16 protein-coding genes are annotated in these 14,657 nt (G+C 69.0%); 1 reads left to right on the top strand and 15 read right to left on the bottom strand.

Annotated elements, in window-relative coordinates; all coding sequences use genetic code 11:
• Window positions 1-61 precede the first annotated feature (61 nt).
• The 9 genes from J2S35_RS08155 to J2S35_RS08115 form a co-directional block, all read right to left on the bottom strand.
• Window positions 62-1,747 carry a ribonuclease J gene (locus tag J2S35_RS08155; RefSeq protein ID WP_309852046.1) on the bottom strand — a complete coding sequence of 562 codons (1,686 nt, stop codon included), beginning with the start codon at window positions 1,745-1,747 and terminating at the stop codon, window positions 62-64.
• An 8-nt stretch (window positions 1,748-1,755) separates the two neighbouring features.
• Entirely contained in the window at window positions 1,756-2,697 is a 942-nt protein-coding gene (gene dapA, locus J2S35_RS08150; RefSeq protein ID WP_309852043.1) for a 4-hydroxy-tetrahydrodipicolinate synthase, read from the bottom strand.
• 16 nt (window positions 2,698-2,713) lie between these two features.
• Window positions 2,714-3,160, bottom strand: a complete 447-nt coding sequence (locus tag J2S35_RS08145) for a hypothetical protein (RefSeq protein WP_309852040.1) — start codon at window positions 3,158-3,160, stop codon at window positions 2,714-2,716.
• A complete protein-coding gene (gene dapB / locus J2S35_RS08140) occupies window positions 3,160-3,912 on the bottom strand; it encodes a 4-hydroxy-tetrahydrodipicolinate reductase (RefSeq protein WP_309852038.1) in 753 nt (250 codons plus the stop codon). The genes J2S35_RS08145 and dapB overlap by 1 nt, the downstream gene beginning before the upstream one ends.
• Window positions 3,909-4,538 (bottom strand): arsenate reductase/protein-tyrosine-phosphatase family protein, encoded by a 630-nt coding sequence (locus J2S35_RS08135; protein WP_309852035.1) that lies wholly within the window; start codon window positions 4,536-4,538, stop codon window positions 3,909-3,911. Before J2S35_RS08135 ends, dapB begins: the two co-directional genes overlap by 4 nt.
• Window positions 4,535-5,854, bottom strand: coding sequence for a M16 family metallopeptidase (locus J2S35_RS08130; protein ID WP_380084123.1), 1,320 nt, complete (start codon window positions 5,852-5,854; stop codon window positions 4,535-4,537). Before J2S35_RS08130 ends, J2S35_RS08135 begins: the two co-directional genes overlap by 4 nt.
• A gap of 63 nt (window positions 5,855-5,917) precedes the next feature.
• Complete coding sequence (locus J2S35_RS08125) at window positions 5,918-8,152, bottom strand: polyribonucleotide nucleotidyltransferase (protein WP_309852028.1); 2,235 nt, start codon at window positions 8,150-8,152, stop codon at window positions 5,918-5,920.
• Between the two features lie 284 nt (window positions 8,153-8,436).
• Window positions 8,437-8,706 (bottom strand): 30S ribosomal protein S15, encoded by a 270-nt coding sequence (gene rpsO, locus J2S35_RS08120; RefSeq protein ID WP_309852024.1) that lies wholly within the window; start codon window positions 8,704-8,706, stop codon window positions 8,437-8,439.
• A 138-nt stretch (window positions 8,707-8,844) separates the two neighbouring features.
• A complete protein-coding gene (locus tag J2S35_RS08115; protein ID WP_309852022.1) occupies window positions 8,845-9,837 on the bottom strand; it encodes a bifunctional riboflavin kinase/FAD synthetase in 993 nt (330 codons plus the stop codon).
• A 239-nt stretch (window positions 9,838-10,076) separates the two neighbouring features.
• Between J2S35_RS08115 and J2S35_RS08110 the strand changes: the two genes are divergently transcribed.
• Window positions 10,077-11,228 carry an IS1249 family transposase gene (locus J2S35_RS08110; protein ID WP_309852019.1) on the top strand — a complete coding sequence of 384 codons (1,152 nt, stop codon included), beginning with the start codon at window positions 10,077-10,079 and terminating at the stop codon, window positions 11,226-11,228.
• 121 nt (window positions 11,229-11,349) lie between these two features.
• Here J2S35_RS08110 and J2S35_RS08105 read toward each other — a convergent pair whose 3' ends face one another.
• The 6 genes from J2S35_RS08105 to rbfA form a co-directional block, all read right to left on the bottom strand.
• Window positions 11,350-11,682 (bottom strand): hypothetical protein, encoded by a 333-nt coding sequence (locus tag J2S35_RS08105; protein ID WP_309852016.1) that lies wholly within the window; start codon window positions 11,680-11,682, stop codon window positions 11,350-11,352.
• Window positions 11,670-12,176, bottom strand: coding sequence for a hypothetical protein (locus J2S35_RS08100; protein WP_309852013.1), 507 nt, complete (start codon window positions 12,174-12,176; stop codon window positions 11,670-11,672). The genes J2S35_RS08105 and J2S35_RS08100 overlap by 13 nt, the downstream gene beginning before the upstream one ends.
• A gap of 159 nt (window positions 12,177-12,335) precedes the next feature.
• Window positions 12,336-12,749: a hypothetical protein gene (locus tag J2S35_RS08095; RefSeq protein WP_309852010.1), complete on the bottom strand. Its 414-nt coding sequence runs from the start codon at window positions 12,747-12,749 to the stop codon at window positions 12,336-12,338.
• Between the two features lie 38 nt (window positions 12,750-12,787).
• Complete coding sequence (locus J2S35_RS08090; RefSeq protein WP_309852008.1) at window positions 12,788-13,165, bottom strand: hypothetical protein; 378 nt, start codon at window positions 13,163-13,165, stop codon at window positions 12,788-12,790.
• The gene (truB, locus tag J2S35_RS08085; protein ID WP_309852006.1) at window positions 13,165-14,085 is read right to left on the bottom strand and encodes a tRNA pseudouridine(55) synthase TruB; all 921 of its coding nucleotides are present in this window, start codon (window positions 14,083-14,085) and stop codon (window positions 13,165-13,167) included. Before truB ends, J2S35_RS08090 begins: the two co-directional genes overlap by 1 nt.
• Window positions 14,086-14,526 carry a 30S ribosome-binding factor RbfA gene (rbfA, locus tag J2S35_RS08080; RefSeq protein WP_309852003.1) on the bottom strand — a complete coding sequence of 147 codons (441 nt, stop codon included), beginning with the start codon at window positions 14,524-14,526 and terminating at the stop codon, window positions 14,086-14,088. It lies immediately after the preceding gene.
• Between the last annotated feature and the right edge of the window lie 131 nt (window positions 14,527-14,657).

The following is a 14,657-nucleotide window of genomic DNA, read 5'->3' as shown; positions in this document are numbered from 1 at the left end:
AGCAGTGCTCCTCGGGCGCCTCACACGCGCGCTCTCACCCCGCACTGCGGGGCGGTGGTGCCTAGGCCTCGAGGACCACCGGCACAATCATGGGCTTACGACGCAGACGCCGGTTGACCCACGTGCCGATGACCCGGCGGACCGTCTGCTGGAGCTGGTGCGTCGTGTGGTCGTGGACCTGCGCCGCCTTCTCGAGCTCCTCGATGATCTTCGGGCGGATCTCGTCGAAGACGTCCTCGTCCGGGGCGAAGCCGCGGGCGTGGATCTCCGGGCCCGTGATAATCTTTCCGGTGGAGCGGTTCACGACGGTGATGACCGAGATGAAGCCCTCCTCCGCGAGCGTGCGGCGGTCCTTGAGGTCGTCGTCGGTGATCTCGCCGACCGTGGACCCGTCCACGTAGACGTAGCCGCACTCGACCTGGCCGACGAAGCGCGCGACACCGTCGCGCATGTCGATGACCGAGCCGTCCTCGCCGAGGAGGACGTTCTTCGGGTCGACGCCTGTCTCGATGGCGAGCTTGCCGTTGGCGATGAGGTGGCGCGTCTCGCCGTGGACCGGCAGCACGTTCTTCGGCTGAAGGATGTTGTAGCAGTAGATGAGCTCGCCCGCGGCCGCGTGGCCGGAGACGTGGACCCGGGCCATGCCCTTGTGGATCACGTCAGCGCCGAGCTTGAGGAGGCCGTTGATGACGCGGAAGACCGCGTTCTCGTTGCCCGGGATGAGGGAGGAGGCGAGGATGACCGTGTCTCCCTTGCCCACCTGGACGCGGTGGTCGCCGTTGGCCATGCGCGAGAGCGCGGCCATCGGCTCGCCCTGCGAGCCCGTGGACATGAGGACGACGCGGTCCTGCGGGAGGTCGTCTACCTTCTTGATGTCGACGAGGATTCCCGGCGGAACGTTGAGGTAGCCGAGCTTCTCCGCGATCTGCATGTTGCGGACCATGGAGCGGCCCACGAAGGCGACCTTGCGCTTGTGGACGGCGGCGGCGTCGAGGACCTGCTGCACGCGGTGAATGTGGGAGGAGAACGAGGCGACGATGATGCGCTTCTTCACCTGTCCGAAGAGGCGCTCGAGGACGGGGCCGATCTCCTTCTCCGCAGCCGTGAAGCCGGGGACGTCCGCGTTCGTGGAGTCCGGGACGAAGAGGTCAACGCCCTCCTCGCCCAGCCGGGCGAAGGCGCGCAGGTCGGTGATGCGGCCGTCGAGCGGCAGCTGGTCCATCTTGAAGTCGCCCGTGTGGAGGACGGTTCCCGCGCTCGTGCGCAGGAAGACCGCGAGGGCGTCCGGGATGGAGTGGTTGACGGCCACGAACTCGCACTCGAACGGGCCGATCTGCTCGATCTGGTCCTCGACGACCTCAAGGCACAGCGGCTTGATGCGGTGCTCGAGGAGCTTGGCCTCGATGAGCGCGAGCGTCAGGCGGGAGCCGATGAGCGGGATGTCCTTGCGCAGGCGCAACAGGTACGGGACGCCGCCGATGTGGTCCTCGTGACCGTGGGTCAGGACGATGCCGACGATGTCCTGGAGGCGGTTCTCGATGTACGAGAAGTCAGGGAGGATGAGGTCGACGCCCGGCTGCTCCTCCTCAGGGAAGAGCACGCCGCAGTCGACGATGAGGAGCTTGCCGTTGAGCTCGTACACCGTCATGTTGCGGCCGATCTCCCCCAGGCCGCCGAGGGGGACGATCCGAAGGGTGTCGTCCTTGAGCTTCGGGGGACGCTGGAGTCCTACGGGTGCTTCCTGCATGGAATCCTCTACTTCTGGCGTGAGCCGTTGTCTGCTGGGATCTCCCAGCTCGATTCGGCCATGGCGGCCAGCACGGGGGCGAGTTCCGCCTCGCTCGCCGTGACCAAGGGAAGCCTCACGTCCTCGCGGGCGAGCACGCCCGCGCGGGCGAGGAGGGCCTTGGCCGCCATGACTCCTGGAATGTGCGTCATGACCGCGCGCACGACGGGTTCAAGTTCACAGTGGGCCTCGCGGGCCGCAGCGTAATCCCCGGCCAGCGCCGAGTCGATCATCCTGCGGAACAGCGGGGCGGCCACATGAGCCGTCACAGAGACGACGCCGACGGCGCCGACCGAAATCAAGGGGAGAGTGAGAGCGTCCTCTCCAGAGTAGACGGCGAGGTCCGTCTTGCAGATGACCTCGCTCGTCGCGGCGATATCGCCCTTGGCGTCCTTGAGGGCAAGGACGGTGTCCACGCCGGCGAGCTCGATGAGGGTGCTCGTGCGCATGGGGATCCCGGCGCGGCCGGGGATGTCGTAGAGCATGATCGGCAGCTCGGTGGCCTGGGCCACGGCCTTGACGTGGCCAATCACGCCGGACTGCGTGGGCTTGTTGTAGTACGGCGTGACGACGAGCTGGCCGTCGACGCCGGCCTTGACAGCCCGGTGCGCCATCTCGATCGAGTGGCTCGTGTGGTTGGTGCCCGTGCCCGCGATGACCCGGGCGCGACCTCCGACGGCGCTGACCACGGCACGGAACAGGTCTTCCTTCTCGGAGTCCTCGAGCGTCGAGGTCTCTCCGGTCGTGCCCGAGACCACGAGGGAGTCGTTCCCCTGCCTCACGAGATAGTCCGCGAGGGCCTCGGCGCCCGCGTAGTCCACGGCGCCGCTGGCCGTGAAGGGTGTCACCATCGCCGTGGCGAGGGTACCGAAGATGTCCTTCGCCTGCGAGAGCGAGTCCGTGCTAGTCATGGGTTCCAGCCTACCGTCAGGAGGCGTCGGCTCGCTCCAGCGAGATGGCCCGGCGTGCGGCCTCCCGGGCGCGTCGGCGGTCCCCGGAGGCGTCGTAGGCGAGGGCCAGGCGGTACCAGGCCCTCCAGCTCTCCGGCGCGGCCTCGGTCTCGGCGCGGTAGGCGCCGAACTGCTCGTCAGCCACCGCGCGGTCGATCCGGCCGCCGGGGCTGCGCGGCAGGTCGTCGACGGGCAGGCCGCCCTCCGCCTCGAGCCGGCGCCCGAGGCGCTGGGACTGGAAGCCGAAGAGGAGCTCGCGCCCGCTGACCCAGGCCCCGACGAGCGCGACGACGACGACGCCCGCCCCGATGCCCCGCGCCGCCCAGTCCGGCTGCATCATGAAGAGCACGCCTCGGTGGACGATGAGGACGAGGAAGAACAGGCCCAGGGCCGTGATGAGGGCGACGCCGATCTTGGAGGCCATCAGGCACCCAGGTCCAGGTAGGCGTCGAGCCCGTAGGCCAGGCCCGGCCGGCTCGCCACGGTCCGCAGGCCCAAGAGGACGCCCGGCATGAACGAGGCGCGGTCGAAGGAGTCGTGGCGGATCGTCAGCTGCTCCCCCGGCCCGCCGAAGAGGACTTCCTGGTGGGCGACAAGCCCGCGCAGGCGCACCGAGTGCACGGGGACGTCCCCCACGATCGCGCCGCGGGCGCCGTCCAGGCCGGACTCGGTGGCGTCCGGCATGGCCTCCCGGCCTGCCTCGGAGCGCGAGCGCGTCATGAGCTCCGCCGTGCGGGCGGCCGTGCCGGAGGGGGCGTCCGCCTTGTCCGGGTGGTGCAGCTCGATGATCTCGGCGGACTCGAAGTACCGGGCCGCCGTCGCCGCGAAGGCGGTGGCCAGCACGCTGCCGAGCGCGAAGTTCGGGGCAATGAGCACGCCGACCCCCGTGTGCCTCGCGAGGAGGTCCTCGAGGCGCCCCCGGCGGGACTCGTCCCAGCCCGTCGTCCCGACGACCGCATGGAGGCCGTGCTCCACGGCGAAGCGAACGTTGGCCTCGGTCGAGCCCGGGACGGTCAGGTCAACCACGTGCGTGGCCCCGGCGTCGACCACGCTCTCCAGGGAGTCCTTGGAGCCGAGGCGGGCCACAAGGTCCATGTCCGCCGCCGCCTCCACGGCGGCGACGGCCTCCGCGCCCATGCGCCCCGTGGCGCCGAGGACGGCGACGCGGGGCCTCACGCCTCGGACCGTTCGGCCGCCACTGCCGAGACGCCGCGCATGGCGCGCTCGAACCCGGCGATGGTCGCGACCGCTTCCTCGATCTCCGCGGCGGCGGTCTCGTACATCTCGATCTCGCGGCCGTACGGGTCCTCGATGTCCGGGGAGTCGAGCTCGGCGTTGACGCGGGACCGCGCGCGGGCCGCGTGCTGCGTCACCGTCCGCCACCGCTCGGCGGCGGAGAGCCCCTCGTACGCCGAGGAGTCGCCGTCGAGGATCCCCTGGAGGATCGCCTGGAACTCGCGGAGCGTGAAGGAGCGCTTCAAGAGCGACGGCGTGCGCCGCAGCACCTCGTCGCGGTGCTCCGTCGTCAGCCCAAGCACGACGTCCGCCATCTCCAGGAGCGGAGTGGTCATGCGGCGGGACTCAAAGTCAGTGTGGTCGATCCCCCGCTTCTCGAGGTACGAGTCGAGCGGCGGGTTGACGGGCTTGTTCCGCAGACCCATCGTCCCGGCGGACCCCACCTCGAACTCGCCCGGGGCCATCGCGTCGAGCTCAGCCTGAAGCAGCAGCTCCGCGTACGCGGAGCGGCAGATGTTGCCCGTGCAGACGATGAGGATGCGCACGGGGCGGGAGATGTCCGTCATGAGAGTTCTTCCTCCAAAGCGTTTCTGAGGGTGTCCAGGGAAGGGACGCGCCCGACGACGACGGCCGTCGGCGGCTGGCCGATGAGCTCCCGGGCGAGATCGCGGATCTCGTCGAGGGTCACCGAGTCGATGCGGCGCAGCGCTTCTGCCGCGTCAACGAATTCTCCTGTGACGAGCTCTGCACGGCCCAGCCGGGTCATGCGCGAGCCGCAGTCTTCGAGGGCCATGACCGACGCGCCGCCGATCTGTCCGCGGGCCCGCACGAGCTCCTCCTGGGTCACGCCGTTCTGCGCGACCTCTCGGAGCGTGCGGCGAATGACCTGGACGGTCTCGACGAGCCGGGCCGGAGAGCACCCCGCGTAGACCCCCACGAAGCCGGCGTCCGAGTACGAGCTCGCGAACGAGTAGACGGCGTAGGCCAGTCCGCGCTTCTCGCGCACTTCCTGGAAGAGGCGGGAGGACATGCCCCCGCCGAGGATCGCGTTGAGCACGCTCAGTGTGTAGCGCCGGGGGTCGGTGGCGGTGATCGCCGGGACCCCCAGGAGCACGTGGGTCTGCTCAGATTCGCGCTCGACGACGGTCAGACCCCCGACGGGCTCGATCCCCGCGGGAGCGACGGGGCGCCGTGGCGTCGGCGCGGCAGGCACGGAGAGGTCCCAGCCCGCCTCTTCGAGCCGCTCGGCGACCAGGTTGCAGAACTCCTCGTGGTGGACCGCGCCGGCAGCCGTGACGACGAGGTCCTGGGGCCGGTAGGAGGCCTCGTAGTGGGCGCGGACGGCGTCCGCGGAGATGGAGCGGATGACGGCCTCGGTCCCGCCGATGGGCCGGCCGAGGGGGTGCTCGCCGAGGACGGCCTGCGCGAATCGCTCGTGGGCGACATCCGTCAGGTCGTCGGCGTCCATGGCGAGCTCTTCGAGGATGACGCCGCGCTCTTGCTCGAGGTCCTCGCCGTTGAGCTCGGGGCTTGCCACCATGTCGGCGATGACGTCGACTGCGCTCGGCAGGTCACGGGCGAGGACGCGCGCGTAGTAGCACGTGCTCTCTTTCGCGGTGGCGGCGTTGGACTCGCCCCCCACGGCGTCGAACGTCTCGGCGATCTCGAGAGCCGTTCGACGCCGTGTGCCCTTGAACAGGAGGTGCTCAAGGAAGTGGGTCGAGCCTTCGTGGCCCGGGGCTTCGTCGCGGGAGCCCACGCCCAGCCAGAACCCCACGGACACGGAGTTCATGCTCGGCATGTGCTCCGTGAGGACGCGGACCCCGCTGGGGAGGACGGTGCGCATGACTCGCGCGCCGTTCTCCCCCGCGTGGAGCGTCATGTCCGCGGCGCCTGGCTCGGCGAGGAGCGGCAGAGCGGCGACGTGCCCCAAGCCGGCAGGCCCTTAGGCCTCGTCGGACGTGGACTCGGCGTCCTCGTCCGCCACGACGGGCGAGAGGGAGAGCTTGCCGCGGTCGTCGATCTTGGTGATCTCCACCTGGATCTTCTGGCCGACCTCGACGACGTCGTCGACATCGTCAACGCGCTTGCCGCCGGCAAGCTTGCGCAGCTCGGAGATGTGCAGGAGCCCATCCTTGCCCGGCGTCAGCGAGACGAACGCGCCGAAGGTCGTGGTCTTGACGACCGTGCCGAGGTAGCGCTCGCCGACCTCGGGGACCTGCGGGTTGGCAATCGCGTTGATCGCGGAGCGCGCGGCCTCGGCGGAGGAGCCAGCCGTGGCGCCGATGAGCACGGTGCCGTCGTCCTCGATGGAGATGTCCGCGCCGGTCTCCTCCTGGATCTGATTGATGACCTTGCCCTTGGGGCCGATGACCTCGCCGATCTTGTCCACGGGGATCTTGACCGAGATGATGCGCGGTGCGAACTCGCTCATCTCGTCCGGGGCGTCGATGGCCTGGTTGAGGACGTCGAGGATGTGGAGGCGGGCCTCACGAGCCTGGGTCAGCGCGGCGGCGAGGACCGAGGCGGGGATGCCGTCGAGCTTCGTGTCGAGCTGGATGGCCGTGACGAACTCGCTCGTGCCGGCAACCTTGAAGTCCATGTCGCCGAACGCGTCCTCGGCGCCGAGGATGTCCGTCAGGGCGGCGTAGCGCGTCTCGCCGTCGACCTCGTCAGAGACGAGACCCATGGCGATGCCCGCGACAGGCGCGCGGAGCGGGACACCCGCGTTGAGGAGGGAGAGCGTCGAGGCGCAGACGGAGCCCATCGACGTGGAGCCGTTGGACCCGAGAGCCTCGGAGACCTGGCGGATCGCGTAGGGGAACTCCTCGCGCGTCGGAAGGACCGGCACGAGGGCGCGCTCGGCGAGGGCGCCGTGGCCGATCTCGCGGCGCTTGGGCGAGCCCACGCGGCCGGTCTCGCCCGTGGAGTACGGCGGGAAGTTGTAGTTGTGCATGTAGCGCTTCGACGTCTCCGGGGAGAGGGAGTCGATCTGCTGCTCCATCTTGAGCATGTTGAGGGTCGTGACGCCCATGATTTGCGTCTCGCCGCGCTCGAAGATCGCGGAGCCGTGCACGCGGGGAAGGACCTCGACCTCGGCGCTCAGGGCGCGGATGTCCGTGAGGCCACGGCCGTCGATGCGGACCTGATCCCGGAGGATGCGCTGGCGGATCGTCTTCTTCGTCACCGAGTTGAAGGCGGCAGAGACTTCCTTGCCGCGGCCCTCGAAGCGGGCGCCCTCGCCGGTGAGCTCGTCGATGGTGGCCTGGATGAGCTGGTCCGAGGCAGCCTCGCGCTCGAGCTTGTCGGCGATCTGGAAGATGCGGGACAGCTCGGCGCCGGCCTTCTCCTCAACGGCGGCGAGGATCTCGTCGTCGTAGTCGCCGAAGGTCGGGAGCTCCATCGCCGGCTTGGCGGCAACGCGGGCGAGCTCGGCCTGGGCCTCGCAGAGCGCGCGAATGAAGGGCTTGGCAGCCTCGAGGCCCTCGGCGACGACCTCTTCGGTCGGGGCCGTGGCGCCGTTCTCCTTGATGAGCGTCCAGGAGTCGTCGGTGGCCTCGGCCTCGACCATCATGATGGCGACGTCGTCGCCCACCACGCGGCCGGCCACGACCATGTCGAACACGGCCGACTTGAGCTGGGTGTGCGTCGGGAACGCGACCCACTGGTTCGCGCCGTCCTCAGTCACGAGGGCGACGCGCACGCCGCCGATGGGGCCCGAGAAGGGGGCGCCCGTGAGGGTCGTGGACATCGAGGCCGCGTTGATGGCGACGACGTCGTAGAGCTCGTCAGGGTTGATCGCGAGGACCGTCACGACGACCTGGACCTCGTTGCGCAGGCCCTTGATGAACGCGGGGCGCAGCGGGCGGTCGATGAGGCGGCACGCGAGGATCGCGTCCGTGGAGGGGCGGCCCTCGCGGCGGAAGAACGAGCCCGGGATGCGGCCCGCGGCGTACATGCGCTCTTCGACGTCAACCGTGAGCGGGAAGAAGTCGAAGCCCTCGCGCGGCGACTTGCCGATGGCGGTGGCCGAGAGAAGCGTGGTGTCGTCGTCGATGGTGACGAGGGCGGCGCCGGCCGCCTGCTTCGCGAGACGACCGGTCTCGAATCGGATGGTGCGCTGTCCGAAGCGGCCGTTGTCGATAACGGCTTCGGTGAACTGAACGTCGGTGCCCTCCATGGAGGCCTGCCTTTCGTTGGTCGAATGGGGTGTCCCCACACGACGAGCACGCCATCCGGTCTTCGATCGAGGCCCACGGGCTCCTCTGCGGCGCCAGACTGCTCGTCTGGGCCGGGGGTCCCGGAGGCCACTACCGAGGACCGCGAATGGGCCGCGCTCGGCGGATGGGTCAAGCTGCGTGCGGCGCGAGCCCCTGAATCAATCACGGGGCGCCGGGTGCGGCAAGAGGCGACACCCAACAGGGTGCCGCCTCTTCAGTCTACCCGCGTGGGGCTCGAACTCAGTTATCGACGCAGGCCGAGGCGCTCGATGAGCGAACGGTAGCGGTCGATGTCGGTGTCCGAGAGGTACGCGAGCATGCGCTTGCGGCGACCGACCATCGCCATGAGGCCACGGCGCGTGTGGTGGTCGTGCTTGTGCATCTTGAGGTGCTCGGTGAGGTCAGAGATGCGGCGCGTGAGGACCGCGATCTGAACCTCGGGGGAACCCGTGTCACCCTCGTGGGTGGCGTATTCCTTGATGATCTCCTGCTTGACAGCGGGGTCAAGTGCCATGAGCTGCTCCTTGCGGTTGTGCCGTGAGGCCCGGCCAGGGTTGTCCCTGCCGGGGGCGCAGCCGTGGAGACTGCGGCGTCCAGCAGCCACGGACCGCAGCCAGACGCACCGACCAGTCTACACCGCGGCCGCGCGACCCTAGGCTTTGTCCCTGCCGCTCGCGGCGTCGTTGTCGAGGAGGGCCTTGGCACGGGCCACATCCTCGGAGATCTGGGCCACGAGCAGGTCGATTCCCTGGAAGGCGACCATGCCGCGGAGGCGGTGGACGAACTCGAGGGAGACGTGCTGACCGTAGAGGTTGAAGGACTCGACGTCCTCCCCCTCGGGGCGCCCGAGCACGTGGGCCTCGACGGTGACGCGCTTGACGCCGTCGAACGTCGGGTTGCGGCCCACGGAGATCGCGGCGGGCCACCGCTCCCCCGCCTCGTCCGTCAGCCAGCCCGCGTAGACGCCCTCGCCGGGGATGAGCCCCTGGACCTCGGGCGCCAGGTTCGCGGTGGGGAAGCCGAGCTCACGCCCTCGCGCGAACCCGTGCACGACGGTGGCGCTCACGCGGTGCGGCGCGCCGATGATTTCGGCGGCGCGCTCCACGTCGCCTGCGGCGAGGAGGGAGCGAATCCATGTCGAGGAGCAGCGACGACTCCCGTCCCCGTCGGCCGCCTCGTACTCGTCCACCACGACGACCTCGAAGCCGTGCTTGGACCCCAGCTCGGTCAGCGTGCGAACATCGCCCGAGTTGCCGGCGCCGAACCGCATGTCCGGCCCGACCACGACGCACGCGGCGTTGAGTCGGCCCACGAACGTCGAGGACACGAACTCCTCGGGAGACTGGGCGGCGAACTCAAGCGAGTAGGGAATGACGACGACGGCGTCCAGCCCACGGGCATCCAGTGCCGCGACCTTGTCCCCCAGCGCCATGATCTGGGAATGGTCTTGGTCAGGGCGGTGCACGGTGGCCGGGTGCGGATCGAAGGTCAGGGCGACCGAGGTGGCCTGGGTCCGCTCGGCCCGGTTCAACACCTCCGCGAGGACGCGCTGGTGCCCGCGGTGCACCCCGTCGAAGTTTCCGAGGGTGACGACGCTCGGCCCGAAACCCTCGGGAAGGGCATCCAGACCCTCGAAATACTGCACGTCGCTCCTCGTTGTTGCCGCTTGACTGACCCTGGCCACTTTATCCCAGGCGCCGCCGCCGGGCTGGACGCTCAGCGTCGGTGAGACCGCCGCATCCACCACAGGCCTTCATGAGACTGAGGAGCACGTCGGCCCACGCAGAGCGAGGGTTAGCGGCCAAAAAGTGTGTGTGGCAGGGGCCTGCTTCCCAGTCGGCAGTAGGGCTATACGCCCGTTGACTTACTCTGCAAGCATGATGAATGCCCCTTCCCGCGAATCGGCCCCGTTGTGGTGTATGCGCCCAGCCCCTGATCAAGAACGGCACGACCAGCGCAGGACGCCCGCGCTACCGATGCTCATCCTGCGGAGCGTCCACCACCCCAGCCCGCCGGGGTGACCTGACGCGGGCCCACCAGATCCACCGCTTCGAGGACTGGCTCCTTGGACGTACGACCCAGGGCGAGCACGGGCCCGCTCGCACATTCCGCCGCCAGCATGCCTGGTGCTGGAACGTGGCCCCGGAACCAGTACTGACCGGGGAAGTCCACCGGGTGCTGATGCTGGATGGGACGTACTTCAACGCCTGGTGCGCGCTCGTGGCCTACACCGGTGAGCATGTCGTGGCGTGGCAGTTCTGCGACCGGGAGAAGCGCGCGTCCTGGGCCGCGCTGCTGGAGATGATCCCGGCCCCGGACATCGTCATCGTCGACGGGAACGCCGCGGCTCTGACCGTGATCGGCGAGCTGTGGCCCGCCACCCGGGTTCAACGGTGTCTCTTTCATCTGCTTCACCGGGTGGATGAGCATCTCACTCGCCGGCCCGTGCTACAGGCAGGGCGGCAACTTCGGTCGCTGGCCCGGGCGTTGCCGAAGGTCTCCTCCCTGGACCAGGCGGCCTCGTGGGAGGCTTCGTTGGCCGCGTGGCATGGGGCCTGGCGGGCGTTTCTGACGGAGCGCACGTACGCCCGTGCTGGCCTGGTGAGGCCCTCGAGCGTGCCTGTGAGCGCGGCGTGGTGGTACACGCATCAGCGTCTTCGGCGGGCGTATTTCACCCTGGAACGCGTTCGCAAAGCCGGGCATCTCTTCACGTGGTTGGAACAAGCCAGGCCCGGGGAAGTGCTGCCGCGTACGACAAGTCCGCTCGAGGGTGGGGTTAATGCCGGGCTCAAGGAGCTCTTCCGACTGCATCGCGGGATCCCCAAGCACCGGGCCCCCGTGGCGGCGGCCTGGTATTTCCGGTCCTTGAGCGTGGACACTCGACCAGCGAGCGAGCTCATCCGCGCCGAGCACTACCAGGCCCGGGAGGACACCATCGCGGGCGTCGAGGAGGTCATCGGGCCCGAGCTGTGGGGCCACGGATTCAGCTGGGAGGACGGGAACGGAACCCAGCAAGGGTGGGCAGGACGGCCATGACACGCCCGAGAAAAACACACTTTTTGGCCGCTAACCCCAGAGCGAAGGGCGCGCACCCCCTCATGCCCAAGGGGTGCGCGCCGCCTCTCAGATCGTGGGCCTCAGGGTCACACCCACCTGTTCATCGTTTGGCATCGGGAGCGCGCGTCGTCTCCTTGATAGTCTCCGTCCAGGACGCGTGCGGATGCTCCTCTAGGTACCGCGCCATGGCATCGGGGTCAATTCGATCCTTCTCCTCGGGAGACAGATCGAGGTCCACTTTTCCGATACTCAGCTGCCACGCCGCGAACCCGAACACGCTTCCGATCAGCATGACCGTGTATCCGAGGGAGTCGTTCTTCGGCGGCCCGAACATCAGGAACAGGCCTAGTCCGAAGAGGGCGAAGTCGATCCCCCAGAGCAATGCCTTGTGGCGACTTCCCCACTCGCGCATACGTTCGATCACGAGAAGCACTCTCGCTCGACCTTGTCGATCCCGAAGAAGATCTTGACGAGATCGTATGTTGCGCTGCCCATCTGCTTGGCGATGTGCAGGTTGCCCTTGGTCCGTCGGATTTGGTCGACGGCCTTGCCTACACCCCCCACTGCACTCACGAGACGCTTGAGCTTCAGAATCTTCGCAGCAGGCACGGCGACTCCGGCCACGGCTTTCGCCACTGCCATCGAGCAGCCGAACCACGAACCTGCGTTCTCCTCTGACAAGGCTGCTTGAGCCCACGCACGCGTAGCCGCATCCCCGCTCTCGAGCACTTCGTCTGGGATCGAGTTCACGAAGGACAGAGCCTGGTAGACCTCAAGCTCCTCCATATCGAACGCCGTGTCAGATGCTGCTTGCGCAGACGACATTTGCGCGTCCGCGTAAGCCGGCGTGGCACCGAGTCCTACACCGTACACCGACAGCGATGCCGTCAGGACGGCCGCGACGCCAACTTTGGCAAACACCTTCATTCGGAAGGCTCCTTTCTGTGAAGCGCTCGGTTCGAGCTCAACCGTGTGGCTGTGATCACAGACTAGAGCAAAGTAGATCATGCGTCATGATTATGACGTATTGTTACGTCTCTCTCGCGGCCTCTCTGGACCCGGCGGAGACCGCGCCGGGCTGGCCGCTCAGCTCCGGTGGGACCGCCGCATCCACCACAGCCCCAGAAGGGGCAACACGAGCGGGATGAACCCGTAGCCGCGGCCGAACCCGGACCAGACCGTGTCCTTCGGGAAATCCTGCGGCACGGCCACACTCAGGGCCCCCACGCCGACGACGCCGACCAGCTCCACGAGCAGGGCCCCGACCGCGACCCGATCCCAGCCCGCGCCTCGCTTGGCCAGCGCCACGGTGACGACAATGTAGACCGCCCCCGCCACGAGGCTGAGGATGTACGCGAGCGGAGCCTCCGAGAACTTCGTCAAGACCTGAAACAGGCCCCGCGCCGTGGCGGCCGCCGCGAAGATCGCGTAGACGAAGACGAGAAGGCGCCCGGCCCCACGGGTCTTGCCCGAGGCGGCCTCCCGCTCGGAAGCGGGCACGCGACCCCGCGGCCCCGTCGTCGCTCCCTCCCCCGCGCTCACGCTCCGTACCCCGCTACTCCGTACCAAATCTGATTCATGCGGGCCGCCATGACAATGCCCACAAGGCCGACGGCGGCCAGCACGAGGTTGGACCAGCGGGTCCGCTCGACGAGCGACCACCAGATGCCGCCGACCGGCAGGACCAGCTGCGTGAGCATGTACGCCCAGAACTCCGCGACGTTGCCCGTTGCGGGGTCCCCGACGAGCGGGCGGATGACGCTCGCCGCCGCGTAGACCACGGTGGCGAGGAAGACGAGGCCGGCCGCGACGATGGTCACGTCGTTCGGCGGGTCGTTGCGCAGCGCGAACCAGATGCCTGCCGCCGCGCACAGGGTGCCGACGACAGCCATGACCCAGAACCAGAGATCGAACATCACGCGGCCTCGCCCGGGCGGAAGACGACGAGGGACTTGGCCGCACCGGCCCTGTCCTCGACGATGGCCACGACCTCGCCGCTCGGGGCGACGGCGGCCGTGGGCCCCTCCCAGCCGCTCGCCGGGATCCGGCGGCCGAAGCCCAGCTCTACCGTCTCCGCCTCCGTCAGGCTGCGATTGGGCAGGAGGGCGCGCGCGGCGTCGTCGAGGGGCACGAACGAGAACTCGTCCGCCAGGTCCTCAAGCGTCCGGGCCTGCTGGAGCGTGTACGGGCCGACCTCGGTGCGGCGCAGCGCCGTGAGGTGCGCTCCGACGCCGAGGGCCTCCCCGATGTCCCGCGCGAGAGCGCGGATGTACGTGCCCGAGGAGCAGCGGACGCGGATGTCGACGTCGATGGTCTTGGCCGTCGAGGACTTGCGGAAGTCGAGGACCTCGAGCTCCGAAATGGTGACGGGGCGCGCGGCGAGCTCGACCTCCTCGCCCTTGCGGACCATGTCGTACGCCCGCTGGCCCTTGACCTTGATGGCGCTGACGGAGGACGGCACCTGCTCGATCTCGCCGCGGAACGCCGCCGCGGCCTCCTCGAAGGACTCCGGCGTGACCGCCGCGGCGATCCGCTCCTCGACGACCTCGGACTCGGCGTCGTCCGTGACGGTGCGCTGGCCGAGGCGCAGCGTGGCCTCATACTCCTTGCCCGTGCCGACGATGAACGTCAGGAGGCGCGTGGCCTTGTTGATGCCGACGACGAGCACGCCCGTGGCCATGGGGTCCAGCGTGCCCGCGTGGCCTACCTTGCGCGTGCCGGCCAGCCGCCGGACGCGCGAGACCACGTCGTGACTCGTCAGCCCCTTCGGCTTGTCGACGACGACGAGGCCGTGATGGGCGTCAGCCCCGTCGTGAGTTCGAGAACCGCGTGCCATCTAGTGCTCGTCCTCCTCCGCCTCGTCGTCGCTCTTGTACGGGTTCTCGCCGGCTGCGTACTCTGCGCCCTGGGCGAGGCTCGCGACCTCGGCGTCGCGCTCACGGGCCGCGCGGAGCAGGTCCTCGACCGCCTGGGCGTTCTCGGGGACCTCGTCCGCGACGAGGGTCAGGGTCGGGGTCAGGCGCGTGCGGATGTTGTCGCCGATCGCCTTGCGCAGGCGACCGCGGTTGGCTTCGAGGGCCGCCACAGAGCGGGCCTTCGACTCTTCGTCGCCGAAGACCGTGTAGTACACGGTGGCGTGCTGAAGGTCATTCGTCACGCGGGCGTCCGTGATGGTGACGAACCCGAGCCGCTCGTCCTTGATGCGCGTCTCGAGGGCGCGGGCCACGATGGCCTTGATGCGGTCTGCGAGCTTGGCGGCGCGTGCTGGATCTGCCATGGGGTTCCTCCCGGAAGCGTGGTCTGGCCCCGGCGCGGCGGCGCGGGACGCTTGATAGTCAGTCTAATTGGGGGCTGCGGCGGGGCCCGGAGGCCGCGCCGCAGCGAATCAACAGCATGAGGCCCGGCCCC

It is taken from the genome of Falsarthrobacter nasiphocae (genome assembly GCF_031456275.1).
Taxonomy (GTDB): Bacteria; Actinomycetota; Actinomycetes; order Actinomycetales; family Micrococcaceae; genus Falsarthrobacter; species Falsarthrobacter nasiphocae.
The sequence above is the reverse complement of the archived record's forward strand: the minus strand, read 5'-3'. Positions and strand labels throughout refer to the sequence as shown.

What these genes read in the sequence shown, in the direction of transcription:
- J2S35_RS08100 (WP_309852013.1), bottom strand. Translation starts at nt 12,176, where the DNA reads ATGAAGGTGTTTGCCAAAGTTGGCGTCGCGGCCGTCCTGACGGCATCG.
- J2S35_RS08090 (WP_309852008.1), bottom strand. Translation starts at nt 13,165, where the DNA reads ATGTTCGATCTCTGGTTCTGGGTCATGGCTGTCGTCGGCACCCTGTGC.
- J2S35_RS08155 (WP_309852046.1), bottom strand. Translation starts at nt 1,747, where the DNA reads ATGCAGGAAGCACCCGTAGGACTCCAGCGTCCCCCGAAGCTCAAGGAC.
- truB (WP_309852006.1), bottom strand. Translation starts at nt 14,085, where the DNA reads ATGGCACGCGGTTCTCGAACTCACGACGGGGCTGACGCCCATCACGGC.
- dapA (WP_309852043.1), bottom strand. Translation starts at nt 2,697, where the DNA reads ATGACTAGCACGGACTCGCTCTCGCAGGCGAAGGACATCTTCGGTACC.
- J2S35_RS08110 (WP_309852019.1), top strand. Translation starts at nt 10,077, where the DNA reads ATGCCCCTTCCCGCGAATCGGCCCCGTTGTGGTGTATGCGCCCAGCCC.
- J2S35_RS08130 (WP_380084123.1), bottom strand. Translation starts at nt 5,854, where the DNA reads ATGACGCTCCACGCGGGGGAGAACGGCGCGCGAGTCATGCGCACCGTC.
- rpsO (WP_309852024.1), bottom strand. Translation starts at nt 8,706, where the DNA reads ATGGCACTTGACCCCGCTGTCAAGCAGGAGATCATCAAGGAATACGCC.
- J2S35_RS08135 (WP_309852035.1), bottom strand. Translation starts at nt 4,538, where the DNA reads ATGACGGACATCTCCCGCCCCGTGCGCATCCTCATCGTCTGCACGGGC.
- J2S35_RS08125 (WP_309852028.1), bottom strand. Translation starts at nt 8,152, where the DNA reads ATGGAGGGCACCGACGTTCAGTTCACCGAAGCCGTTATCGACAACGGC.
- rbfA (WP_309852003.1), bottom strand. Translation starts at nt 14,526, where the DNA reads ATGGCAGATCCAGCACGCGCCGCCAAGCTCGCAGACCGCATCAAGGCC.
- J2S35_RS08145 (WP_309852040.1), bottom strand. Translation starts at nt 3,160, where the DNA reads ATGGCCTCCAAGATCGGCGTCGCCCTCATCACGGCCCTGGGCCTGTTC.